17 protein-coding genes and 2 pseudogenes are annotated in these 25,549 nt (G+C 66.0%); 12 read left to right on the top strand and 7 right to left on the bottom strand.

What is annotated here, in order from left to right; translation table 11 throughout:
- Window positions 1–34 precede the first annotated feature (34 nt).
- The 6 genes and pseudogenes from ACOQPP_RS11835 to ACOQPP_RS11810 all read right to left on the bottom strand — a co-directional run.
- Window positions 35–232: pseudogene (locus tag ACOQPP_RS11835) on the bottom strand (HNH endonuclease); the annotation flags it as partial.
- Window positions 233–285: 53 nt separating this feature from the next.
- Window positions 286–3,447 carry a DUF1156 domain-containing protein gene (locus tag ACOQPP_RS11830; protein ID WP_420636576.1) on the bottom strand — a complete coding sequence of 1,054 codons (3,162 nt, stop codon included), beginning with the start codon at window positions 3,445–3,447 and terminating at the stop codon, window positions 286–288.
- Window positions 3,444–5,438, bottom strand: a complete 1,995-nt coding sequence (locus tag ACOQPP_RS11825) for an ATP-binding protein (protein WP_420636575.1) — start codon at window positions 5,436–5,438, stop codon at window positions 3,444–3,446. Before ACOQPP_RS11825 ends, ACOQPP_RS11830 begins: the two co-directional genes overlap by 4 nt.
- The gene (locus tag ACOQPP_RS11820; RefSeq protein WP_420636574.1) at window positions 5,435–6,538 is read right to left on the bottom strand and encodes a DNA cytosine methyltransferase; all 1,104 of its coding nucleotides are present in this window, start codon (window positions 6,536–6,538) and stop codon (window positions 5,435–5,437) included. Before ACOQPP_RS11820 ends, ACOQPP_RS11825 begins: the two co-directional genes overlap by 4 nt.
- Window positions 6,538–6,798: a hypothetical protein gene (locus ACOQPP_RS11815; RefSeq protein ID WP_420636573.1), complete on the bottom strand. Its 261-nt coding sequence runs from the start codon at window positions 6,796–6,798 to the stop codon at window positions 6,538–6,540. Before ACOQPP_RS11815 ends, ACOQPP_RS11820 begins: the two co-directional genes overlap by 1 nt.
- The gene (locus tag ACOQPP_RS11810; RefSeq protein WP_420636572.1) at window positions 6,791–10,510 is read right to left on the bottom strand and encodes a helicase-related protein; all 3,720 of its coding nucleotides are present in this window, start codon (window positions 10,508–10,510) and stop codon (window positions 6,791–6,793) included. Before ACOQPP_RS11810 ends, ACOQPP_RS11815 begins: the two co-directional genes overlap by 8 nt.
- A 201-nt stretch (window positions 10,511–10,711) precedes the next feature.
- On the opposite strand from ACOQPP_RS11810, the gene ACOQPP_RS11805 reads away from it, so the two are divergent.
- The 12 genes and pseudogenes from ACOQPP_RS11805 to ACOQPP_RS11750 all read left to right on the top strand — a co-directional run bounded on the left by ACOQPP_RS11805 (window position 10,712) and on the right by ACOQPP_RS11750 (window position 23,457).
- Complete coding sequence (locus ACOQPP_RS11805; RefSeq protein WP_420636571.1) at window positions 10,712–11,425, top strand: DUF72 domain-containing protein; 714 nt, start codon at window positions 10,712–10,714, stop codon at window positions 11,423–11,425.
- Complete coding sequence (locus ACOQPP_RS11800; RefSeq protein WP_420636570.1) at window positions 11,422–12,216, top strand: rhomboid family intramembrane serine protease; 795 nt, start codon at window positions 11,422–11,424, stop codon at window positions 12,214–12,216. Before ACOQPP_RS11805 ends, ACOQPP_RS11800 begins: the two co-directional genes overlap by 4 nt.
- A gap of 263 nt (window positions 12,217–12,479) precedes the next feature.
- Entirely contained in the window at window positions 12,480–14,162 is a 1,683-nt protein-coding gene (gene ilvD / locus ACOQPP_RS11795; protein WP_420636569.1) for a dihydroxy-acid dehydratase, read from the top strand.
- A complete protein-coding gene (gene ilvB / locus ACOQPP_RS11790; RefSeq protein ID WP_419166810.1) occupies window positions 14,159–15,928 on the top strand; it encodes a biosynthetic-type acetolactate synthase large subunit in 1,770 nt (589 codons plus the stop codon). The genes ilvD and ilvB overlap by 4 nt, the downstream gene beginning before the upstream one ends.
- A gap of 26 nt (window positions 15,929–15,954) precedes the next feature.
- The gene (locus ACOQPP_RS11785) at window positions 15,955–16,197 is read left to right on the top strand and encodes a hypothetical protein (protein ID WP_419166811.1); all 243 of its coding nucleotides are present in this window, start codon (window positions 15,955–15,957) and stop codon (window positions 16,195–16,197) included.
- A 46-nt stretch (window positions 16,198–16,243) separates the two neighbouring features.
- Complete coding sequence (ilvC, locus tag ACOQPP_RS11780; protein ID WP_419166812.1) at window positions 16,244–17,281, top strand: ketol-acid reductoisomerase; 1,038 nt, start codon at window positions 16,244–16,246, stop codon at window positions 17,279–17,281.
- Window positions 17,282–17,399: 118 nt separating this feature from the next.
- A complete protein-coding gene (locus ACOQPP_RS11775) occupies window positions 17,400–18,950 on the top strand; it encodes a 2-isopropylmalate synthase (protein ID WP_420636568.1) in 1,551 nt (516 codons plus the stop codon).
- A 21-nt stretch (window positions 18,951–18,971) separates the two neighbouring features.
- Window positions 18,972–20,054 (top strand): 3-isopropylmalate dehydrogenase, encoded by a 1,083-nt coding sequence (gene leuB, locus ACOQPP_RS11770; protein ID WP_420636567.1) that lies wholly within the window; start codon window positions 18,972–18,974, stop codon window positions 20,052–20,054.
- A 2-nt stretch (window positions 20,055–20,056) separates the two neighbouring features.
- Window positions 20,057–21,475 carry a 3-isopropylmalate dehydratase large subunit gene (leuC, locus tag ACOQPP_RS11765; protein WP_420636566.1) on the top strand — a complete coding sequence of 473 codons (1,419 nt, stop codon included), beginning with the start codon at window positions 20,057–20,059 and terminating at the stop codon, window positions 21,473–21,475.
- 35 nt (window positions 21,476–21,510) lie between these two features.
- A pseudogene (gene leuD, locus ACOQPP_RS11760) lies at window positions 21,511–22,086 on the top strand (3-isopropylmalate dehydratase small subunit); the annotation flags it as partial.
- 199 nt (window positions 22,087–22,285) lie between these two features.
- Entirely contained in the window at window positions 22,286–22,513 is a 228-nt protein-coding gene (locus ACOQPP_RS11755; RefSeq protein ID WP_419166816.1) for a PIN domain-containing protein, read from the top strand.
- A gap of 320 nt (window positions 22,514–22,833) precedes the next feature.
- Window positions 22,834–23,457, top strand: coding sequence for a hypothetical protein (locus ACOQPP_RS11750; RefSeq protein ID WP_420636565.1), 624 nt, complete (start codon window positions 22,834–22,836; stop codon window positions 23,455–23,457).
- 4 nt (window positions 23,458–23,461) lie between these two features.
- On the opposite strand, the gene ACOQPP_RS11745 is transcribed toward ACOQPP_RS11750, so the two are convergent.
- Window positions 23,462–25,435: an acyl-CoA dehydrogenase family protein gene (locus ACOQPP_RS11745; RefSeq protein ID WP_420636564.1), complete on the bottom strand. Its 1,974-nt coding sequence runs from the start codon at window positions 25,433–25,435 to the stop codon at window positions 23,462–23,464.
- Window positions 25,436–25,549: the final 114 nt, after the last annotated feature.

Raw genomic sequence — 25,549 nt, 5'->3', positions numbered from 1 at the left:
TGCAGAAAGGCTGCAGAGCCGCCGCCAGCGGCGCGTCCCATTCGACTCCCGTCCGGCTGTTGCACGGGCGACAGAGAAAGCCTCCGACCCGACATCGACCGCCGAGGGCGTTCGGAATAATGTGCTCCCTGCTGGCGTTCCCAGGCGTCAGAAGCGCGCCGCAGATACCGCAGTGTCTTGCCAAGGAGTGCCCTTCCCGAAGGTCGATGAACGAGCCCGCGCGGGCGGCCACACGATCCGCTTTGTGTGGTGTTGCGAGGTGTGTATTGGGCGGCTCTTGGCTGCTCAGAAGAAGCTTCCCTGTGTTGATGCTACGGGGCCCGTACCTCGGAGGTGGTTCTGGATCGACTCGAGAAGCGCCCGCTCCTCCGATCCTCGCTCGGCCGACTCCAGCACCGCCTGAACCACGCTCGCAAACAGCTCGTTCCTCCACAACCCGAGTTCCTCCAGGTACGCGTCGACGCGGGCTTGCTCTCCGGTCTGCCAAAGGTGCATGACTTTGTGGACGCAGTCGATGAGCGGCGGACTTGTACCGTCGGAAGCCGGCTGGCCGAGGCCGCGGGAGCGACGCTGTTTCCAGGTCTTCAGCCGCGCATCGCTGCCGGAGAGCCCGGCGCTGTCGGTCTCGTCCGCGTCCGCGTCGCCTCGGCCGCTCTTTCCGCGAGCCAAGAGGTCATGCCGCCCCGAGAGATCTGCGTCCGACAGGTTGCACGAGAGAGCATAGAGAATGCACGCCCCGGCGGGTGCCGCTCCAAGCCCGAAGTCGCTGCGGTGGAGGAGGTAGTAGGTAGTGAGATCGTCGAGATCGCGTGCGGCCCCGCTCTTCTGCGCGAGCAACTGGCCGACGACGAATCCGACCACCATACGGCGGACGCCGCCGAGAAACTGGTCCACGGTGAGCACGCTTCCCGGGCGGTCGGCGCGCTTGACGATGGGGTGGCGGCTGAAGGCCTCCAATGCAGGGCCCGTGGCGGACCACACGAAGTCGGGTCCGCGGATTCCCGCATCCCAGAAGTTCCGGAGTTGGTCGGTGATTTTCTCGCGCATCTCGTCGAGCACCGCGGTTTCCCACCCGGGCCGAGCGAGTCGGGGTCGCTTGCGGCAGACGAGCCAGATCGACGAAGAAAGAGCCGCCGAGGACATGGCGCGTTGCCGGTTCTGCATTTCCGTCTGAATCGGCCAGGATCCGGTCACCACGAAGCCCGCTCGGATCAGTGCCGAGACCAATGTCTCCCACGCGTCTGGGCTCTTGTTCGCGAAGACGATGACCAGCCGACCGTCGTCTCGCAGTGCTTCGTGGCAGCGGACGAACGCTCTCGCCATGCCGTCCTCGTAGTTCCTCTTCGAGGTGTCGCGGTCGCCGCCGAAGCGGCTGGCATCGTCAATCAGCTCGCCGTCGTCCGTGGCGCACTCCCACTTTGGCCCGAGAGGTTCCGCGAAGACCGCATCCGTCTCGGCAGAAAGGCCGTGGAGGACGCGGCGTAACCAGATATAGAAGAAGTCCATCAGATCCGAATACGGGATCGCGTCGTAGTAGGGTGGGTCCGTGCAAATCAGATCGAGGTTGGACGGCTGTCGTCTTGTCGCCGACCTCGCGTCCACTCTTGCGGAGGGTGCATCCGCAGTCGCTTTCATCAAATGTTCGTAGACTCGTGCTGTCCACTCGACCGCCGGGCCAAAACCTCCCGTCGTCTTTGCTATTGGGCACGATTCCCCAAAATCCCAAACCATTGGAAGCGCAAAGCGCGCGAATGTGTGGCCGAGCGTTTCACGGGAATCGACCCAAGTCGCGAGTGAACTCCCGCGGTCAGCCAGGCGGCTCACCGCTGTAGCCAGATAAGCCACCATCGCCTCTCGCCACTCATCAGTGTAGCCGTCCATCTCTTCCGTCACGGCCCGGATCTCGCCGACAAACGTCCCCAGCGCGAGGAGCTGGCGGTCGGTGAAGAGCTTGCCCCAGGAATCGAATCCATAGCGCGCTACCCTCATCCCCAAGGCGTCTTCATGTGCTGTAGGCTCGTCGGGCATCCCGAACGGTACGCTGGCGTACAACTCATCGAGATCCTGTGATCTCACGCTGGCAGCCTGGATGTCGCGGTTCGTTGGTGCTCGGTATTCCTTACCCATCTGGCCGTCCACGACCACCGCCGTCATTCGTGCGCCTAGGCGCCCCGACCGGCCTTGGGCGCGCAACTCTGCCATCTTCGTGACCGATCCGCAGTTGGGGCACTCGGCACCGGCTGCGCTCATCGTACCCTCGCCCAGCGTCCGATCATGTCCCCGCCTCTGCGCGGTCGAACCCGATCCGGGCGGAACGTCCGTCTCGACACCGAAATCGACTCCCCCGTCCTCCCGTCGGGTGATCGTGAGGCGGATCCGTTTGCCGGACTTCTTGCACAACCAGCGGGTCTTCAGCAGCGGTATCTTGGATCTGCAACCGCCGCACTCGGCGGTGCGCGCCCAGAGATAGGCGACAATCGGCTTGACGACCCAGCGCGGATTGGCGTCCTTCTCCAGATAGCCCGAGTCAAACTCGGCGTTCAACGCCTCGGTCGTGACCCGACCCTCCGCGTCCGGCTTCAGAAGGCGTGGCGGTCGGGACTCGTAGTTGCTATCCGCACTAACCTGAGACCGTCTACGACCCTTACGGCGCACGGGCTCGAACTCCGCGTAGGTCGGGTATCTGGCAGCCAGCTCCCGCCGCACTTTGTCCAGTACTCGGAGCCCCCAGGCCCGGAAGTGCCACGCGAAGTCTGCCTTGGTCGACGCATCCTCTTCAAGCAGGGTCGAAGCCAGCTGAACGGGCCCGCCGTCCCCGTGTCCCAGCCGGACCAGCGCGTTTCTGATCGCGACCTTGGTCTTGGCACCCCTCGCCTTGACCAGCGCCGTAGCAAACCCCCGGTCACGCAGAGCGAAGTCAGGCAGGGGCAACTCCCGCGGGCCCACGACCCGCGGATAGTGAAGCGTGCACCGCAGAATGAACCAGGCCACCGGGTTCAGGTCCGAGGCAAGAGTCTCGCACCCCAGCCGCATCGCCTCCAGCGGAATTGCCCCGCCGCCGGCGAACGGATCGAGGACCCGCGGCGCTCGCCCACCGAAGGCCTCCTTGACTTCGGTCCGGAACTTCGCCAATTCCATCTCGTCTTGACGCCCCCAGTGCAGGATCCCGCCCGCTGTCTCCTTCTGTTCCGGATCCTCGCCGCCGCCTCTTAGCTTCTTCGGGATCAGGCGTCCGGCCAGGCGCCGGGCAATCCGGCGGCGGCCCTCGTCGTCCCCGGGGTCCGGAAGCAACGTGGCCAGCAACATCGCCCGCGACGCCGCGAGCGGTCGCCGAGCAGGCCAAATGTGAAGCGTGGAGATGTGGCCGTGGCGGACATTCTTCTCGTGAACTGAATCGAGCGAGATCTGCTTCAGGGGTAAGGTGGACTCGGAGAGCCTTGCAGTCATGAAGCGTCTGAATGTGTCGGAGAAAGACCGAAGTCGGCTCTCATGTTTGCCATGATGACCGATAATTCGCTGGCCTTGTCTCTTGCTTCGAGATATTGGCTGTAACGTTTCTGCGCTTCCGAAATCAACTGGTCGTAGGTCAAATATCGGGCATGGATGGCACCAAGCGTCTGATCCACGCTCCCGCGATCGTCACTCCCCGTAGGTTGCTTCCCCAAGACGGCGATGCATTCGATGAAGGGGACCTCGTCCGGGAAACGATTCCTCAGGCATTTCGCCAGCGCATTCTTGTACTTAGTAAGCTGCTTCGCCAAGTCGAACACATTTACTGACGCGTCGCGTTTCTTTAGTTCAATTATTATATGTTTACCTGCCGTGGTCCGATACCTGATATCTATGCGGCCTCTCCGTTCTTCTTCGGTCAGCGGAACTCTGTCGAACTCAGCGCGAACAGTGCGCTCCATGTGAGCGTTAGACGTGGCTCGATCCCATGAAGGATGCAACAACCAGAGACGATCAAAAATGTATTTCTGGAGCGTTCTCTCCATAGCATCAGGTACGAGCTTGCGAAACGCGTCGATTACCTTCAGGCGACCCGTGACGATCTCATGGTAGCTGGTCTCCTCGATTTCATCCACGCCAGACATGAGACGAGCCAGCAACGTGAAATCGCGATGAGTTTCCCAACCGTCCAAGGCACTGAGCATGTCCCTTAGGGCCAGCTTTTCAAAGGCCAACATCGAAGCGCGGTATAGCTCGTACTTCGGCTCGGTCTCCGCGAGGCGGAGAGCTTCGATCTTCTCAAACAGCCGCTTGGCCGTCTTCTGTTTATCGGGGCCCATCCTCTCATACCACTGCTTCACGGAGGGGTATTCAAGCGCCCGCCGGAGCCCGGCCTTCTTACGCCTCCGATCCCAATCGTCCCGAATGGACCGAAGAGCCGCGTTGACTGTCTTCTTTACGGCCAGGTAACGGGCGTCGTCCTGCTGTACCCTCTGCCGTCCGCTCGTCACGATGTCGTCGGTGTCGGTGTCATCCAGAAAATCAGCTACCACTTCTCCCACAACGTACTCGGTGTACACGCGCGCTTGACGGTATTCCGGGAGCATGTCCTCGTGGACCAGACGCCCCCTCGCGGAGAGAACGATCGCGTTATTTACGTCGTCGAGTTGGCTGGGTTTCTTGACCGTACCGACAAAACCACGGATTCTGTGTTGGATTGGCGGCCCACCGTTGTCCGGGTCGATGGTCACCAAGTTACGTACGGTTCCCGCGTCAGTACCGGACGGTGCCCTGGTGAAGTCCCAGTTTTCCGCCCGCTCGCCGAAGTGCCAAATGAACTCCATATCCTTGAAGTAGTCCCTGTCCTCCACGGTAATGGGTTCACCATCCACGAGTACTCGAAACCCGTGTGCGCCGCCGATGATGCTGAACCGCCTGGCGAGGCGCCGCCGGAGATTCGGGGCGGTCCAAGACAGGCGCTTACGAAGGTCCGTGAGTCGAATAAGCGTTCCCGATGTGCTCGGTCTGACTACGCATGACATGGGGTCGGGGAAATAGCTTTTCTCGTCGGGGTTTCGTGCGCTTTCCTCAATGCGTTCTGTATTCATGCGGAAGGCGTTGTTCACTTCGCCGTTGGAAGTGTGGACTTCAACCGTGTCCGCAATAGAGAACGCGGCGAGCTTGCCGATCCCCTTCCGCCCCATTACAGCACGGCCGTCGGGAGTTTCTGCGTGCGCCTTGCGCCGTTGGTAGCCAACGGTCAGGAATTTGTCGTTGATGTCGTCGAGGCTCATCCCGTGCCCGTCGTCACGAATCTCAATGGATTGCGTGGCGTGGTCGAGGATGATGTCTACGTGAGTTGCATCGGCATCCCAGGCGTTGGCGACGAGTTCGGAGAGGACGGCTGGAATGTTGCTGTACAGCCCGATCCCCAGATGATGGAGGACATCGAGGCTGATCGTCATCTTGAACGGGCGCTGTTCGCTCATGCGGCGTGCTCTCGGATGTGGGTGCGGATGGTGTCACCGATGGCGGCGGCGAGGGCGACAGGGACCGCGTTCCCGATGTGTCGTCCCACACGAGCGAACCAGACCGGGTCATCGGCTGCTATGAACTCGTACCGTGCCGGGAAGCTCTGCAGTAGAGCGGCCTCGCGCAGAGAAATTGCGCGATCTTGCTTGGGGTGACCGAAGCGGCCCCGCCCGAACGAGAAGCAGCCGGTTGTGAGCGTGGGAGAAGGCTTATCCCACTCCATGCGGCCATAGACGTTCTTGTAGCTGGCGCCGGTACTTCGCCGATGGCATGGGGAAAGAAGACCCTGATCTGCCCACTCGGACCACGGCCTGCCGGGCTTGGCGGCGCGGATTCTCCGGAGGTTTAGCGACGACAACCGAGGGGCGCGGTGTATCCGATCCTCGGCGTCCACGGCGCCGGCATCGAGAGCGGGGAGGTGCGCTATCGCCTCGCGAACCGTCGGACGCGTGTTCACCGTGGCGGCGGGAACGTCGATGGGCCCGAGCTTGGAGGCCAGCACCACGAGTCGGCTGCGGTCTTGCGGTACACCGTAGTCCGCCGCGTTCACAACCTTGGCCGACACCTCGTAGCCTACGCCATCGAGGCGCTCCAGGAAGCGGTTGAATACCCGGCGCTGCTTGAACGACTTCAGGCGCGGGACGTTTTCCATGGAGATCACCTCCGGCTCCACAGCCGCAATGCGGTCCATGAAGAGATCGACGAGAGACCACTTGTCACGGGCCTCCCCGGGACCGGCGCTGTACGCGGAGAAAGGCGTGCATGGTGCGCATCCAACCACGATGCGACGGGTCCCTTCTGGAAACATCGCCGCAATCTCATCGCCGGACACATCCTCCAGCGGCCGACCTACGAAGGTTGCGTTGTTGTTCGTCTCGAACGCGTACCGACACGTCTCGTCGGCGTCGACTCCCGCAACGACGTTGAACCCGGCGTGGCGGAGGCCATGGCTCAAGCCTCCGATCCCGCAGAAGAGATCAACCACGGCCCAGTCGGGGACGGCTGCAGTTGAGGCTGACCGCTCATCTGCACCAGCCGGCTCCAAGACGCGTACCATTAACCTTCGCCTTGTCGATCGTCGGTGGACGGCTTGGCCGGGCCACGAGAGCCGAACCAGAAGGCGATGATCGTCGCACTCGTGGAGGCAAGGCCGGAAAAGACGCCAAGTGCCAGTTCGGTGCTGCCAGAGAACATCAGCCAACCGATGAGGCCGATCGAGGCGAAGGCGTATGATCCACCCATCAAGTAGGTTATCCGAACCCGCACTCGACTCTTGCTGATCTCCTGTTGGTGTTTCTCCCTAATCATTTCACTCATGGGACCATCTCCTTTTTTCGGATGGGGTCGGATCACCCGATCCGTCCGGCTCCGCGGCGCCGATCACGGCGCCGGCGGCGATCCGGTGCCGCGTCGTGATGCCAACGACGAGCTTGTGGAACGGATCCCGTACCCGCACAAGCCGGGGCGTAGCCGTCGCGCAGCCGTAAACGACATACAGCCAATACTCTTCGGCGAGATTGCATGCGGCTCGCCACTCGTTGGCTTCCATCCGGATCTCGCCGCTCCCGGCCCGGCCCTTCACCTCGATGTGCCGCTTCTCGCCGTCCTCTCCCACCGACAGCAGGTCGAAGCCCGGGTAGTCGCTGAATCCGGCCGTCCTCGCGCCGGCTGGGCCCGATACGTCCGTCACCGTGGCGCCACCTTCCCGTTCCCACGCCGATGCGATTTGCATGGCCACCTCTTCAACGCGCACATCGAAGGCCTCCACCTCGTCCTGGCCGGCCGGCGGCAGCGCAAGCGCCAGCGCGAGAAAGCGCGCTTCCCCGGGCACGATACGCTTCGGTTCGGCGTTGAGCCGCTCCAATGCCAATGTACGTTGCGTCCCCAACTCTCTCTGCTCGCGCTTCACGGCCTCCAGTTCCTCCTCGTCCGGCGACGCATCCTTCGCCAACTCCGACCGCCGCTCAGCGGCGTCCGCTCCCTTCAGATTGAAGTTCAGGCCAACGCGTTTCCGGCGCTCCGGGAGCCCGGCGCGCACGGTTTCTCGGCGCGCTTCGGCCATTCGACGCGCTTCTTCCTGGAGATACGTCGCTGCCTCCGCGCGCAGGGTAACCGTCCTGGCCGCCATGGGCACCGCGCCGGGCGGCATGTGCGGGGCGCCCTGAAGAAGCGCGACGTGTTCCAGCGAAAGTTCCGTGACCTCGCCGTCGTCGGATTGGCGCAGCCCCACCAGACGTCGTTCGAGCGACGGCCGTTGCAAAGAGCCCGTGGGACGATCGTCCGCGGCTTCCTCCACGGCCACCTCCCCCAGATGTAGCAGGTAGGGCCCTTCCGCCCGCGGATCTATGAAGATGGCCCCGCGCACCGCATCCCTCTCGCATACCGCCAGTACCCGGTCGCACATCGCATCGAAGACCGGCTCCCCGGGATGCAACCACACGCACGGCCGGGCATCGCTGGGCCGTCGCACGCGTAACCGGTCGCGGGCCGCGGGCGGATAGGTCTCGAGGGCCGCCAGCAGCGGATCTATCGCGCCGGCCCGCTTCGCCGCCAGCGCGAAGCAATCGTCCAGATCGCCGTGAGCCTTCAGACCCAGGAGTGGGGTCGCCAGCTCGACGAACCGCCGCACGTAGGCGGGAAGAAGGTGCAGATACCGTTCTCGCTCGATCTCTGTCCGCAGCGTATCCAGGCGGCGAGCCACGTCGCCTCCTGCGCCGTAGCGCCGCCCCTCGCGTTCCCCGATGCCGTGCACCGAATCTTCCGTGAGTACGGACTCGATCCGGCTCCGGGCACGCCGCTCGCCGTCGTCCGTGAGTGCCTCCCGCATGTGCTCGCGCAGCGACAGATCCTCGAACAGTCGCCCGATCACGTCGAACACTTTGTCCGAACGCAGTTCCCTGCGGATCGCTTCCAGCCTCTCCAGCAGGACGGTCAGGACGCGTCCCTCCCTCGTGTCGGTCGACACCAGGTTGACGATGCGCACGTCGTGCTTCTGCCCGTAGCGGTGAATGCGGCCCATTCGCTGTTCCAGCCGGGCCGGGTTCCACGGGATGTCGTAGTTTACCATCAGGCGGCAGAACTGCAGGTTGATCCCCTCGCCCGCAGCGTCGGTCGCGATCAGGAAACGGGCTCCGGAAGGGTCGCGAAAACGCTCGACCTGCTCCTCCCGTTCCGGCCAGCCCATGCCCCCGTGGATCGTGGCGACCCGGCCCGCGTGGCCCAGCGCCTCGAGCCGCCGAACCAGATAATCCGCCGTGTCACGGTGCTCGCTGAATACGAGCCACTTCTCGTCGGCGTGTTCGGGGCCCGCCAGCACCTCGCGCAGCCGCTCGAACTTGGACTCGCGGCCGGAGTCAACCAGGCCGCGGGCTCGCCGGCTCAGATCGCGCAGGGTGTCGATCTCCTCGCGAAGTTCCTCGACCGTGACCGCTACCACGGCTCCCAGCACGGCGTCCTCGTAGTCTTCGTGACGCTCTCGCCGGGCGTCGTCGCGAAGGTCGTCCGCCGAGTCATGCTGGTCGAAGAAGTCCGTTCGGTGTGCCCGATCCAGCCGGTTCTGGCTGCGGCGCAGTGCCGCGGCGTCGATTCGCCCGCTCTCAAGGTCCGCGATCAGCGCCTCAACCTTGCCGATCCGCCTCTCGAAAGACCTGAGCAATGCCCACGTGGAGCTAGCCAGCCTCCGCTGGAAGACCCCCATGGCAAGCCTGACGGCCTGGCGGTTACCCAAGGCGCGGTTGTAGGAGTGCAGCAGATAATCCGTGGTGCGGTCGTAGAGCGCCCGTTCGCCCTCCGCCCCCGCCGTGAGCGCGTAACCGAAGGTGTCGCAATGCCGCTCGCGGAAGATCGGCCGCGCGTCGTAATCCACCATCTCTTCCTTGGTGCGCCGGATGAAATGGCGTGCGCGGGCCTCGGAGGGGAAGCGCCGGAACGCCTCCTCCGCGCCGAAGGCATGGTCGTCAAGCAGCCGCCACAGATGATGGTAGGGGGAGTCCTTGCCCATGTGCGGTGTGGCGGTGAGGAGCAGCAGATGGCGCGCGGACCAGCCGAGGGCGGAATAGTCGGGCTCGGAGGCGGATCTCCCGGCTTCGAGGTTCTGGCCGTCCCCTGAACGCCTCGACCGGCGCGACGCGTTGTAGCACCCGGCGAGAGCCTCGGCGAGCTTGTATCGCTGCGTCTTCTCGACCCGCCCACGCTGCCTGGAAGCGCTGAGCTTGTGCGCCTCGTCGAACACGACGAGGTCGTAGGGAGCGGTCTGCGGGTCGGACAACGCCGCGAAGGCGGTATGCCCCCGAAGCGTGTCCAGCGACACGATGGCGAAGTCGCCTCCCGGCCCCGCGAAGGGGTTGCCGGCGCGCGTGTCCGGGCCCGACACGATGCGGAACGGGAGCCGGAAGAGCGTGCGCAGTTCACGCTCCCAGTTGCCCACCAGGCCCGCCGGTGGCACCACCAACACCCGGCGGATCCGCCCTCGCATGAGCATCTCGCGCATGTAGAGGCCCGTCATGATCGTCTTCCCGGCCCCCGCATCGTCGGCCAGGAGGAAGCGTAGCGGCTCCTGGGGCAGCATCTGCTCATAGACCGCGATCCGCTGGTGCGGAAGGGGATCGATGCGGGAGATTTCGCTCGCGAAGGTCGGGTTGAACTGGTATCCGTGTGTGAGACGCAGGCACTCGACGTAGAGGGATACGCGGTCGGGATCACCGTTCAGGTCGAGGAACCGTGGGGGGCGGTTCGCCCGGGCGCGGTCCGTGCCTCGGTGGGAGCGCTCGCGGGTCCGCGCAGTCTCGAGCGCGTGCTCTTCCTCGATCTCCTCGATTCGCCTCATCCCCAGCGGCCGGGGGCTCGACTGGCCCGTTTCCCAACGATGGATCGTGATGACGGAGACGCCGAGTCGCTTGGCGAACTGCGCTTGGGACAAGTTAAGGTCGTGGCGAAGGCGGCGGACGCGACCGGGGAAAGAAGGGTCGGGATGCGGCGAGACCGCCGATTGGATGGGGGGCGCGCTTGACGCGTTTGGTTGCCGAGGCATCGCCGAAGATGTTGAACCTCGCGTTCACCGTCAAGGTCGCCCGCAATCGACGTCGGAGACATCTATCATTTGACAGATCATAAGCGACCCCCGTCTCGCGCAGCCCTCACGTTGGCCCCGTCCCTCCGACGCCGTATCATCTCTCCCCGCCCGCCGCGCGGGCAGCGCGCGACCCTCCGAAGGCACGGGACTACACAACGGATGCAGGTCTGGACCGGCACCAGCGGCTACAGCTACCCCGCGTGGAAGGGGAGCTTCTATCCGGAGGATCTCCCCAACAAGGAGATGTTGTCCTTCTACGGGAGCCGGCTCGGGGCGGTGGAGATCAACAACACCTTCTACCGCATGCCGCGCGAGAGCGTACTCGAAGCGTGGGCCGAGGCGGTGCCGGACGGGTTCCGGTTCGCGCTCAAGGCCTCGCGGCGCATCACGCACTTCAAGCGGCTGCGGGATGCGGAGGAGGAGACGGACTACCTCGTGCAGACGGCGGCCGCGCTGGCGGACCGGGCCGGCGTCATCCTGTACCAGCTTCCGCCCAACTTCAAGCGGGACGATGAGCGGCTCGCGTGCTTCGTGGAACAGCTTCCGAATCCCGGTACGTCGGCGTTCGAGTTCCGGCACGCGTCATGGTTCGACGAGGGGGTGTTCGACATCCTGCGGGACCGCAACTGTGCCCTCTGTCTCGCGGAGACGGACGACCTGGATGACGCGCCGCTCGTCGAGACGGCGGACTGGACCTACCTGCGGCTGCGCCGGAGCGCGTATTCCACGGACGAACTGGAGACATGGGCCGCCCGCCTGCGCGACTCGGGGTGGACGCGCGCCTACGCCTTCTTCAAGCACGAGGACGCCGGCGTCGGCCCCGCGCTCGCCGGAGAGTTCTCGGCGATGGTCACGGAGATGATCGAAGCATGACCCGTGTCGTCGGCCGGCTGCTGCTGATCAACTTCCTCGCCTACTTCGTGACGCGGAGCAACCTCGACCTGTTCGCGTGGTTTTCGCTCGTCCCGGCCCAGGTGCTGACGAGGCCGTGGACGCTCATCACCTATCAGTTCCTCCACGACCCGGGCGGGCTGTCGCACATCTTCTTCAACATGATCGGGCTCTTCTTCTTCGGGCCGAAGCTCGAGTCGAGGCTGGGGTCGCCCACCTTCCTGAAGCTGTACCTCACCGCAGGTCTGGTGGGCGCCATCGTGCACATCCTGTGGACGGTGATCTCGATGTCGCGGGGAGGCCTCTACGTGCCCATGGTCGGGGCGTCGGCGGCCGTGTACGGCGTCCTCTTCGCCTACGCCCGCTACTGGCCGCGCGACCGGGTGCTGATCTGGTTCGTCATTCCGGTCCAGGTCCGCATCCTCGTCATCGCCTTCACCGTCATCTCCCTGTGGTCGGGACTCGGCGGCATGGGCGGAGGCGTGGCGCACTTCGCTCACCTCGGCGGGTTCCTCGGAGGCTGGCTCTACCTGAAGGTGCGGGCCGTCCGCTCGCCGGCGGCGCAGTTCAAGAAGCAGACCGAGAGCCCCGGGGCGCGCATGGGCGAGCGCGAGTTGACCACCAAGTGGCGGCGGATCGAACCGACATCCCTCCACCCGGTGAACCGCGCGGAGTACGACCGGATCTCGGACAAGATCAAGGCCCTGGGCTGGGCCGCCCTCACCGAGCGGGAGCGCGGCTTCGTCGATCGCTTCGGCGGCGGCCTCGGCTGACAGCCGGGCTGCACGTTCCCGCGGGAGCGTCCCTCCGTCTCCGCGCGTCCGTAACCGGCCGCATGGACGAAATTTGCGAACTGACCGGATTCCCCTATCTTCCGAAACTTTTTAGCCTGCGTTAGGGGACCAGGAGCAGGCGCCCGGCTGCGCGGTGGGATGGGACACGGTTCGGGAACCGCCGTCGACCGACAGCGCGCGACGTAACCCCCATGGATGTATCGAGTCGTCGATCTTCCGGTGGACGAGAGCGGGGGCGGTGAATGCTGAATCGGATCAGCAGCGAGTTGACGCAGCACACGGGTCGTCCGGCCGCGCGCGCGATGTTGTTCGCCGCGGGCCTGACCGAGGACGACCTGGATCGTGCGCAGATCGGAATCGTCAGCTCCGGCTACGAAGGCAATCCGTGCAACATGCACCTGAACGACCTCGCGGTCGCCGCGAGGGAAGGGGTGCGGTCGTCCGAGATGATCGGATTCGTCTCGAACACGATCGGGGTGAGCGACGGCATCTCGATGGGCACGTTCGGCATGCGCTATTCGCTCCCCTCGCGCGACCTGATCGCGGATTCGATCGAGACCATCGCGTCGGCGCAGCACTACGACGGCCTGATCACGATCATGGGCTGCGACAAGAACATGCCCGGCGCCATGATGGGAATGAGCCGGCTGAACCGCCCCGCGCTCATGGTCTATGGCGGCTCGATCGCGCCCGGATACCTGAACGGGGACCGGCTGGACGTGGTGTCTTCCTTCGAGGCGCTCGGGCAGCGGCTGGCGGGCACCATCACCGAGGAGAAGTACCGGGAGATCGTTCGGTCGAGCTGTCCGGGGGCGGGCGCCTGCGGCGGGATGTTCACGGCCAATACGATGGCGTCGGCCATCGAGGTCATGGGGATGAGTCTCCCCGGCAGCTCCTCGAACCCGGCCACGAGCGACGACAAGACGGCCGAGAGCCGGAGGGCCGGCGAGGCGATCCGGGTGCTGCTCGAGCGGAACCTGCGCCCTCGCGACATCCTGACGCGCGAGGCGTTCGAAAACGCCGTCACCCTGTCCGTCGTGATCGGCGGCTCCACCAACGTTGTGCTTCATCTCCTGGCCATGGCCCGGACGCTCGAAGTCGATCTGACCATCGACGACTTCCAGCGCATCAGCGACCGCACGCCGCTGCTGGCGGACTTCAGGCCCAGCGGCCCGTACGTGATGGAGGACCTGCACCGGATCGGCGGGATGCCGGCGCTGATCAGGGTGCTGCTCGCGGAGGGTCTGCTGCGCGGCGACTGCATGACGGTCACCGGGAAGACGCTGGCCGAAAATGCCGCCGAGGCGCCCCCGCTCGCCGACGATCCGAAAGTCATCCACGGTCTGGCGGACCCCATCAAGGCGTCCGGGCATCTCCGCATCCTGTACGGGAACGTGGCGGAGGCTGGCGCCGTGGCGAAGATCACCGGCAAGGAGGGCGAGGTCTTCGAGGGCCCGGCCCGCGTGTTCGACAGCGAAGCGGACGCGAACCGGGCGATCGGCGAGGGGCGGATCCGGAAGGGGGACGTGATCGTCATCCGCTATGAAGGTCCGCGCGGAGGGCCCGGCATGCCGGAGATGCTCACGCCGACCTCCATGATCATGGGGAGGGGGCTGGGCGGCGACGTCGCGCTGATTACGGACGGCCGCTTTTCCGGCGGCACGCACGGCTTCGTCGTCGGGCACATCACGCCGGAAGCGCAGGAGGGCGGCGTCATCGCGCTCCTCGCCGACGGGGATCGCATACGGATCGACGCGATCGGGAACACGATCGACGTCCACCTCTCGCCGGCGGAGATTCAGGCCCGCCGCGAGGAATGGACCGCGCCGCCTTTGCGCGCGAATTCCGGGGCTCTCTACAGGTACGCGCGCACCGTGTCGTCCGCCTCGGAAGGTTGTACCACGGACAGGGACGTACAGCGATGACGTACGACACAGCCGTACTCACCGAAGAGAGAAAGACCGGGCATCCCGGTCGCGAGAGGGAGCCGGTTCCGCCGACGCGGACCATGTCGGGAGCCGAGGCCCTCGCCTTTTCCCTCGTACGGGGCGGTGTGCGTGTCGTGTTCGGCTACCCGGGCGGCGCGATCATGCCCGTCTACGACGCGCTGCTCGACTACGAGAACGAACTTCGCCACGTCCTGGTGCGCCACGAACAGGGGGCGATTCACGCGGCCCAGGGATACGCGCGCGTGTCGGGCGAGCCGGGTGTTTGCCTCACGACTTCCGGGCCGGGCGCCACGAACCTGATCACCGGGATCGCCGATGCGAAGATGGACAGCACGCCGGTCGTCTGCATCACCGGCCAGGTAGTGTCCGCCCTGCTCGGCTCCGACGCGTTTCAGGAAACCGACGTGCTCTCCGTGAGCGCGCCGGTCACGAAGTGGAGTTGCAAGATCACGCGTCCCGAGGACATCCCGGCCGCCGTCTCCAAGGCGCTCTACGTCGCCCGCAGCGGACGCCCGGGGCCCGTTCTCATCGATATCACGAAGGATGCCCAGTTCGGCACCTTCGAGTACGAGCCGGTCGAGTACGAGCACCGGATCCCGGGCTATGAACCGCGGCCGCGGCTCGACGAGGACGCCGTCGCATCGGCGTGCCGCCTCATCGACGAAGCGCGCAAGCCCCTCGTCCTCGTGGGCCAGGGCGTCCTCCTCTCCGGCGCGCAGGACGAACTCCGGCACATGGTCGAGCGGGCGGGACTCCCCTTCGCCTGTACGCTGCTGGGTCTGGGCGCCCTGCCCGCCCGGCATCCGCTGTGCGTCGGCCTCCTGGGGATGCACGGCAACTACGGCCCCAATATCAAGACCAATGACTGTGACGTGCTGCTGGCGGTCGGGATGCGGTTCGATGACCGCGTGACCGGCAGTCTCGCGAAGTACGCGCGGCAGGCCAGGGTCGTTCACGTGGACATCGACGAGTCCGAAATCGGCAAGAACGTGCCGGCGGAAGTGGGGATCGTGGCGGATGCCAGGGAGGCCCTGGCCGCGCTGGCGGAGGGCGTTGCGAGCGCGACGCACGATGCCTGGCTCGCCGAATTCCGCGCATGCGACGAGATCGAACGCGAGCGCGTGATCGACGGCGATCTCTTCCCCGGGACGCCCGGAATCCGCATGGCCGAAGTGATTCACCGCCTCTCCGAGCGCACGGGGGGCCGGGCGACCCTCGTAGCCGATGTCGGGCAGCACCAGATGGCGGCGGCGCGATACTACCGGTTCGACGAAGGCAACACCCTCATCACCTCGGGTGGGGCCGGCACGATGGGGTTCGCGCTTCCCGCGACGATGGGAGCCGCCGTCGCGCGGCCGGACCTGCCGATCGTCGGCGTGATCGGAGACGGCGGGTTCCAGATGACGCTGCAGGAACTCGGGGCCATCGTCCAGGAAGGGATACCGGTCAAGGCGGTGATCCTGAACAACGGCTATCTGGGAATGGTGCGGCAGTGGCAGGAGATGTTCTTCGCCCGGCGCTACTCCGCCATCGAACTGAAGAACCCGAACTTCGCGCAAGTCGCGGCGGCGTTCGGCATGGACGGCAGGCAGGTGGCGGAGAGGGGCGAACTCGACGCCGCCATCGACGAGATGATGGCTTCGGAAGCGGCCTTTCTTCTTGAAATCGTCGTCGAGCGGGAGGAGAACGTCTTCCCCATGGTCCCGGCCGGCGCGGGCTGCTCCGAGATCCGACTCGAGTAATGGATCGGGGTACGGCTAGATACCGGGTGTCCGCGCTGACGGAGAATGACAGCGCCCTGCTCGTGCGGTTCGTCGCGTGTCTGGGGCGTCACTGCATCGAGATCGAGAGCTTTCACTGTGACAGCCCGCCGGGCGGCACGGCTCTCGCGCATGAGGTGATCGTTCGCACGGGCGCGGATCGCATTCGCCGGGCGGTCAAACAGATGGGAGCCTGCGTCGGGGTGGAGCGAGTGGACTATCGCAGGGTGGAAGACGATACCGGAGACTGACCAGAGAGCGGCGACCCGATGCCGCTCGAACACGGAGGGAGAGGTTGTGGCGAAAATACGTGTTGGCGACGCGGAAGAAACGGTAGTTACGCGCGGCGAATGGTCGGTCGAACGAGCGATGAGAGCCCTTGGGAATGAGACGATCGCGGTTCTGGGCTACGGGGTCCAGGGTCCGGGACAGGCGCTCAATCTGAGGGACAACGGATTCCGGGTCATCGTCGGACAGCGCGGCGGTTCCCCCTCATGGGACAGGGCGGTCGCGGACGGGTGGGTGGAAGGCGAGACGTTGTTCGAGATCGAGGAGGCGGCCCGGCGAGGCACCATCCTCCAGTACCTGCTGTCCGATGCGGGCCAGATTTCGCGCTGGAAGGAGGTCAGGGCGCAGCTCACGCCGGGAAAGTGCCTCGGTTTCTCCCACGGTTTCGGCGTGACCTACCGGGAGCAGACGGGGATCATTCCGCCCGATGATGTGGACGTCGTGCTGGTGGCCCCCAAAGGGTCCGGCCTCTCGCTGCGACGGCTGTTCGTGCAGGGCAAGGGCGTGAACTCCAGCTACGCCATCTTTCAGGACGCGACGGGCCGCGCGAGGGAGAGGGTCATCTCGCTGGGCATCGGCGTCGGCTCCGCTTTTCTGTTCGAGACCGACTTCCAGAGGGAGGTGTGGTCGGATCTGACGGGCGAGCGCGGCATCCTCATGGGGGCGATCGCGGGCGTCTTCGAGGCACAGTTCGCGGTGCTCCGGAAGAATGGCCATTCGCCCTCGGAGGCGTTCAACGAGACGGTCGAGGAACTGACCCAGAGCCTGATGCCGCTCGTGGCCGAGAACGGCATGGACTGGATGTACAGAAACTGCTCGACGACCGCGCAGCGGGGCGCTCTGGACTGGCGGCACCGGTTCCGTGAGGCCGTGACGCCGCTGTTCGACGAACTCTACGAGAGCGTGCGCACGGGCGAGGAGGCCCGGATCGTCATCGAGACGTGCGGACGGGACGACTACCGCGAGCGCCTCGATGAGGAACTGAGCGAGATGGCCGACTCGGAACTCTGGCGGGCCGGCAGGACACTGCGCGAACTGCGGCCCTGAACCGCTTCCCGACGAGACGCTGCCGACGGAACGGGCGAACGGAACTTGCGCACAACGCCGTCAGGCCTATCTTCTTGCGCCCCTTTATCATCCGTGCACTCCCTCCCCCGGATCCCACATGCGGCCCATCGCGATTTTCGACACGACGCTAAGGGACGGCGAACAGGCGCCCGGCTTCAGCATGAGCGTCGAAGACAAGCTTCGTCTGGCCCGGCAACTGGAACGACTGCGAGTGGACGTCGTCGAAGCGGGCTTCCCTATTGCCTCCGATGGGGACTTCGAGGCGGTGAGGAGGATCGCCAACGAGGTGCGCGAGGTCTCGATTGCCGCGCTGGCCCGGACCAGTCCCGGCGACATCCGGCGCTGCTGGGAGGCGCTGGAGGGCGCGACGCGACCGCGAATCCATACCTTCCTCGCCACCAGCGACATCCACCTGCGGCACAAGCTGCTCAAGTCTCGCGCGAAAGCCCTGGACACGGTGGTTGAAGCCGTCGAGCTGGCGCGGTCACTGTGCGACGATGTCGAGTTTTCGGCGGAAGACGCGGGCCGGTCCGATCCCGAATACCTGCGCACGGTCGTGGCCGCCGCCATCGAGGCCGGAGCCACCGTCGTCAACATTCCCGACACCGTGGGATACTGCCTGCCGGCGGAGTACGGCGCCCTGATCGCGAGCCTGGGCGACGTCGAGGGAATAGAGGACGTCACGATCAGCACACACTGCCATGATGACCTCGGGCTGGCGGTCGCCAATTCCCTGGCCGGCGTTCTGAACGGCGCCCGTCAGGTCGAGTGCGCCGTGAACGGGATCGGCGAGCGCGCCGGAAACGCCTCGCTCGAGGAAGTTGTGATGGCGCTCCAGGTCCGCTCCGCCGAGCTCGAAATGGAGACGGGCGTGAACACCCGGGAGCTCTATCGCACAAGCCAGCTGCTCTCGAGCGTCACGGGAATGGACGTGCAGCCGAACAAGGCGATCGTCGGGAAGAACGCCTTTGCGCACGAAGCCGGGATTCATCAGGACGGCGTCCTGAAGCACGCCGCGACCTACGAGATCATGACGCCGGAGTCGGTGGGCGTCCCGCAGAGCCGGCTGGTGCTGGGCAAGCATTCCGGCCGGCACGCGCTCGCCGCGCGCTACCGGGAGCTGGGCTATCAACTCAGCGAGGCCGATCTGGCGCGCGCATACACGCTGTTCACGAAGCTGGCCGACCGGAAGCAGCCGATCTACGATGACGACCTGCGCTCGATCGTCAACGTAGGATTGACCGTGGTGCCCACGACGTTCGCACTCAAGCAGTTCCGGCTGGTGGGGCAGTCGGACGCGGTCTGCGCCGTCACCCTTGGCGTGGAGAAGGGAGGCGCGCTGTATACGGGATCGGCGACCGGAGATGGGCCGGTCGACGCCATCGTCCGCGCGGTGAACCAGATCGTCGCCGCCAACGGAAGAGTGCTGGAATATTCCGCGAAGTCGGTCACCAGGGAGAGCGACGCCGTGGGTGAAGTGTTCATGCGGGTCGACTTCGACGGCACGATCGTTGTAGGCCGGGCGGCCAGCACGGATCTCAATATCGCCGCGGCCCGATCGTATCTGGATGCGATGAACAAGGTGGCACGGCTGGTGTCGCGGGAATGCTCGAAGGCGGCGGCCGTCGAGTTCCCGGGTATTTCCTAGAAGCCGCGGAAGGCTGGACGGGTGGACGGACGCATCCTGTTTCTGCCGGGAGACGGAGTCGGACCGGAAGTCCTGCGCGAGGCTCGCCGGGTCCTCGAAGCCATCGAAGAGATCTACGGGCATCGGTTCGAGATCATCGAAGGGGCGATGGGCGCACGCGCCATCGACCGGTTCGGAGATCCGCTGCCCGAGGAAACGCGCAGGCTGACGAGCGGAGTCGACGCCGTGCTCCTCGGGGCGGTCGGATTCGCCGCGGAACCGGTCCATGGGGAGACGATCGATCCCGCAAGGGGACTGCTGGAGTTGCGGCAACTCTTGGGAAACTACGCCAACATCCGCCCCATCGCGGTGGGAGATGCCATCGTCGCCGGGTCCCCGTTCCGCGCCGACCATGTGCGAGGGGTGGACCTTGTCATCGTTCGCGAGGTTCTGGGTGGCATCTATTACGGTCTCCCCCGCGGGATCGAGGATGGCGTGGCATATGACACGGAGATCTATTCCGAGGGCGAGATCCGGCGGATCGCCCGCGCGGCGTTCGAACTCGCCCGCACGCGGCGGAAGAAGGTGACGTCCATCGACAAGGCGAATGTCCTCGAGTCGTCCGTGTTCTGGCGCGCCATAGTTGGCGATGTGGCGCGAGAATACCGAGACATCGAGTTCTCCAGCATGCTGGTGGACAACTGCGCCATGCAGCTCATTTCCAATCCTCGGCAGTTCGATGTCGTCCTCACGAACAATATGTTCGGCGACATCCTCAGCGATGAGGCGGCAGTTCTCGTCGGCAGTCTGGGCATGCTCCCGTCGGCGAGCGTGGGCGGCGAGGTAGGGCTCTACGAGCCTGTTCACGGGACGGCGCCGGACATCGCGGGCCAGGGGATCGCGAACCCGGTCGGTGCAATCCTCTCCGTGGCCATGATGCTCGAATTGACTTTCGCGCTTACGGAGGAGGCCAACGCGGTCCATGACGGGGTTGGCCGTGTGCTGCGGGACGGCCATGCGACGGCCGATCTGGCGGCCGCCAGCGCCAGCGGCCGGGCCCCCGTGTCGACCGAGGGAATGGGAGAGTTAATCGTCCGCGCTCTGAGCGCCGGGGATCGGGGTTGATCATGTCGGCCGAGAACGCGCGCACGCTCTATGACAAGATCTGGGACAGCCACGTCGTACTGGATGGCGAGGGCGGTCTGTCGCTGCTGTACATCGACCTGCACCTGATTCACGAAGTCACGTCCCCCCAGGCCTTCGCGGGACTCAGGCGACGCGGCCTCAAGGTCCGGGCGCCGGATCGGACGCTGGCCACGGCGGATCATGTCACCCCGACGAGGAGTCTGAACATCGCGACGGCGGGAGAACTCGCCGCGAAACAGCTCCGGAGCCTCGAGGAAAACTGCGATGAGTTCGGCGTCCGGCTCTACAGCATGGGGCACGAGCATCGCGGGATCGTCCACGTCATCGGGCCCGAACTCGGGCTCACGCAGCCGGGTCAGACGATCGTGTGCGGCGACAGCCACACGTCCACGCACGGCGCCTTCGGATCGCTGGCCTTCGGCATCGGGACGACGGAGGTGGAATACGTCCTCGCGTCGCAGTGCCTGCTCGAGCGCAAGATGGGGAACCTCAGGGTGGAGTGTGAGGGACGACTCCGCCCGGGGGTGACGAGCAAGGACCTCATCCTCGCGCTGATCTCGAAGATCGGCGTGGATGGCGGCGCCGGCCACGTCATCGAGTACACCGGTTCGGCCATCCGCAGCCTGTCGATGGAGAGCCGGATGACGGTCTGCAACATGTCGATCGAGGCCGGAGCCCGGGCCGGACTGATTTCCCCGGACGACACGACGTTTGAATACGTGGCCGGGCGCGAGTTTGCGCCGAAGGGGGTCGAGTGGGACCGGGCCCTGAGCCGGTGGCGGGCGCTGGCAAGCGATCCCGACGCGTCCTACGACCAGACCGTCTCGCTCGATGTAACCAGGCTCGAGCCCTTCATCAGCTTCGGCACGAACCCCTCGATGGCGATCCCGATCCGCTCGCGAATCCCGGATCCGGCGGCGATCCCGGATGCGGTGGAGCGGGAGCAGGTCGCTCGCGCGCTGAAGTACATGGACCTCGACGCCGGGGAGCCGGTGATCGACCAGAAGATCGATGTGGTCTTCATCGGAAGCTGCACGAATGCGCGGATCGAGGACATGCGAGAGGCGGCCCGCATCTTCCGGGGACGGAAGGTCAGCGAGGGCGTGCGCGCGCTCGTCGTGCCGGGGTCCGAGCAGGTCCGGCGCGAGGCGGAGAGCGAGGGGCTGGACCGGGTGTTCACCGAAGCGGGCGCGGAGTGGCGCCTGCCGGGGTGCAGCATGTGCCTCGGCATGAACGGCGACCATCTGGCGGCCGGCCAGCGGTCCGTGAGCACGAGCAACCGGAACTTCGAGGGTCGCCAGGGGCGGGGCGGCCGGACGATGCTGGGGTCGCCGCTCACGGCCGCCGCCGCGGCGGTAACGGGCAAGGTGACGGACCCCCGCGAATTGCTGCACGCCTAGCAGCTAGCTGCTGGAAGTCGAGGGAGAGGGGTCGAATGAAGAGATTCCGCACGGTCGTGACGCGGGCGGTGGCCGTCGCCTTCGATGACATCGACACGGACCAGATCATCCCGGCGCGCTACCTGCGGACCGTGGAACGAACCGGACTCGGGCGGCACCTGTTCCACGACTGGAGATACGAGGGTGGTGGCGCGCCGCGGCCGGAGTTCGCGCTCAACCGGCCAGAGGCGGAGGGCGCCCGCCTGCTCATTGCGGGCCGGAACTTCGGCTGCGGAAGTTCACGCGAGCACGCGGTGTGGGCGATCATGGACCACGGGTTCGACGCGGTCATCGCGCCGAGTTTCGCGGATATCTTTCAGAAGAACGCGTTAAGGAACGGTCTGCTCCCGATCCGGGTCGACGAAGAGACGCACACTGCCTGCCTGGAGGAGGCCGCGGCCGGTGCGACCTTCACCGTCGACCTGGAGAAGAACATCGTCAGCACGGCGTCCCGCACGATCCCCTTCCGGATCGACGCGTTCGCCCGCAACTGCCTGCTGGAGGGCCTCGACGAGCTGTCCTGCATCCTTCGGCACGAAGAGGCGATTGCCGCCTTCGAGGCCTCACACCCCGCCCGGTCGTCCATCGTCCCGCCGGAGCCCGCAGGCCGCTCGGACTCGGCCAGTGAGATCGTCGCCCGAGCCCGCTCGAGCGCTGAACTGAGCGCCGAGGAAGCCATGGCCGTGGCGGTCAGGGAGACGAGACTTCATCGCGAGGGCCGGTAGCCGCCATTCGTTGATCGCGGCGGCCGCGGGGGGACGGACCGGTTCCATGACGCCCGTGTTCGTGGTGGACACGAACGTGATCGTCTCGGCGATGGTCGGATCCGACCCGAAGAGTCCGCCGGCACAGGTCCTGGAGCCGATGCTCGACGGCAGCCTCCTCTACCTGATGTCCGGCGACCTCCTCACCGAGTACGCTTCCGTGCTGCGTCGTCCCGCCTCGCACGTCTCCACGGCCGAACGGATGCCGAGATCGACCGGTTGCTCACGGAGTTGACCGCAAATGCGATCTGGTCCGAACCCGTGGTTGGCGAAACGGCTCCGGATTTAGGCGACAACCACCTGTGGGCCCTGCTCGGCAGCAGGTCCCGAAGCCACCTCATCACCGGGGATCGTCTCCTCGTCGAGAACGCGCCCGAAGCAGCTCGAGTGCTGACGCCTCGCGACTTCGTGAGTTACCGTTCGACGCCATGACCGGAGCCCCTGGGCTGCTGCTTACGGATCACGGGGCTCGAATGAGGGTAGAGGGCCAGGTTGCCGGAGCGCGGATCGCCCGGCAGTTCAAGAGGAAGCACACACTCGAACCGGCAGGTATAGATGATGTTCAGACGAAAGATGGATGCGGCATGGGGAGTTCTCGTCGGCGGGCTCTGCGCTCTCGCGGTCGGCTGCGGAGACGGCACGACCGAGCCCGACAACGCCCCCGACAACGCCCCGCTCACGATGACCGAGGCCGTAGCGCTGTTCGAGGGGATGAGGGCGATCCTGCAGGACTCCGCGCCCCGGATCATTCACGCCTCCGAGGACAGCACCGTGGCCGCATGTCCCCTCGGGGGACAGGTCAGGCTCACGGGGGTGTCTGTGGACGGGTCGGTTGCGGACACCCTCAGGTTGGTATCCGACTTCACCGCCGCACCCACGGGGTGCCAGATCTCGAGCGGGGGGTTGCAGTTCACCGTAGATGGCGCACCGGGCATCCGCGAACGGACCGAAGTGGTCATCGTCGGCTTCCTCGAGCATTTCAGCATCGAGGGCTCGGCGACAGGCCGACTGGACTGGCAGCTCGACGACCGGTCCGGATCCTGCGACGTCGACCTGGTTCTGAGCGGTGAGCCGGACCTCTCCGGCACGGAGCCGACCGTGGCCGGAGTCCTCTCCGGCACCCTGTGCGGCCACGAGGCTGAAATCGAAGTGGAGGATGTTCCCGGCCCGGCCGGCTGACCCGCTAAACGACCTGGGTCTGGACCTCCGCGACTCGTCGGGTCCGGCGGGCATGGGCTTTCCCGTCGGACGATAGCTCCGGCGCCGTGCCCTTCCAGGCTTCGAGCGCGGCCTTCTGGAGGCCGACGATGTCGCGCTCCATCCAGGCGAAGTCGCCGGCCATGATGTCCTGGGCGATGCGGTAGTCGGCCGCGTCGTGGTTCGAGCGGATGTGGCGGAAGAGTTCGCCCACGCGGCGGCGTGACTCGACCGCGAACGAATCCGCGAGCCGCACGGCCTCCCGTGCCTCGTCACGGGCTTCGACACCCTCGCGCCGCCGCAGCATGTCGGCCCGCGTGCCGGCCGCCGCGATCGCGAACAGCTCCGCGCCGATGTCGATAACGCGGAAGAGGAGCCCCTGTCGCCGCTCGAGCCCCGGCCCGTGGCGCAGCATGAGGTGGAAGATCGTCCGGGCCAGCTTGCGACTGTTACGCTCGACGAAACGAAGGTGCTTCGCCAGGCGCCCGTGGCTCGCGAACCGCGGCGGCAGGCTCCAGCCGATCCACGTCGTCGGATACCAGGTGGCGTAGAACCAGGCCGCCCGCGGCAGGGCCTTGAGCTTCGCGCCGAGGCCGAGCCGCGGGTCGACGAGACTGCCCGCGACCTGGAGGTGGCGGTCGACCGCCTCGCGGGCCATGAACAGTCGCAGGATCTCGCTCGAACCCTCGAAGATCCGGTTGATCCGGAAGTCGCGCAGCCAGCGCTCGACCGCGACGGGCTCTTCTCCGCGCGCCGTGAGCGAGTCGGCGGTCTCGTACCCGCGGCCGCCCCGCACCTGCAGCGCGTCGTCGACCAGCTGCCAGCCCGTCTCGGTGTTCCACAGCTTCGCCATGGCGGCCTCGAGCCGGATGTCGTAACCACCCCGGTCCGCCATCGACTGAGTGAGGTCGGCGATCGCGGACATGGCGTAGGTCCGCGTCGCGATCGAGGTCAAGTAGTGCGCGATCGTCTCGTGCTTCCCGACCGGCACGCCCCACTGGATCCGCTCCGCGCACCAGCGGCGGCACGCCTCCAGAGCGGCCTGCGCCCCCCCAACCGATGAGGCGGGGATCGTGAGCCGCCCCGTGTTGAGCGTCATGAGCGCGAGCTTGAGGCCGCTTCCCTCCTTCCAGAGGAGGTTCTCGGCGGGCACGCGCACGTTCGTGAAACGGATGATCCCGTTCTCGAGCGCCCTGAGTCCCATGAAGTGGCAGCGCTTCACGACCTCGACGCCCGGCCAGTCGCGCTCGACGATGAAGGCCGAGATGCGCCCGGTGTCGGGGTGGCGGGCCATCACGACGTAGAGTGCGGCCAGGGTGCCGTTCGTGCACCACAGCTTCTCGCCGTTGAGGATGAACGCGCTCCCGTCCTCCGTGCGCTCGGCGGAGGTCGTGAGGCGGGCCGGGTCCGAACCCACGTCGTTTTCGGTGAGAGCGAAGGCGCTGACCGCCCCCTTGGCGAGCCGCGGGAAGTACTCCTGCTTCTGCGCCGCCGTGCCGAACATCTTGAGCGGCTGGCCGACGCCGATCGACTGATGGGCGGAGAGGAGGGCGACGATGTTGCCGTCCACGGAGCCGACGACCCGCATCGCGTTCGCGTACTCCGTCTGGTTGAACCCGAGGCCGCCGTACTTCTGCGGCACCTTGATGCCGAAGGCGCCGCGCTCGGCGAGCGCCCGGACGACCGAGGGCGGGATCTTGCCGTCCCGGTCGATCCCGTCCGAATCCACTTCGTCACGGAGAAGGACGCGAAGGTCCTCCGTCCACGCGCGGGCGCGCTCGGAGATGAAGTCGTCGGGGTCGGGATAGGGGTGGATCGCGTCGAGCCTGAACTTCCCGAGGAACAGGTTCCGGACGAAGGTTCGCCCCGTCCAGTCGGTCTCGCGCGCGGCCTCGGCGACCTTCCGCGCCTCGGCCTCGCTGACATGTGATTTCGCGCTCGCGTCTGTATGTGTGACCATGTGAATCTTCCGCCTCTTCGGCCTCATATGTGGGACGCCGCCTCCAAGGGCCGGCACTGCCGGAAAACTACTCCGCGCCATGTATGCGCGACAAACCGACGGGTCGCGCGATGA

Source organism: Candidatus Palauibacter sp. (assembly GCF_965222475.1).
Classification (GTDB): Bacteria; Gemmatimonadota; Gemmatimonadetes; order Palauibacterales; family Palauibacteraceae; genus Palauibacter.
The sequence above is the reverse complement of the archived record's forward strand: the minus strand, read 5'-3'. Positions and strand labels throughout refer to the sequence as shown.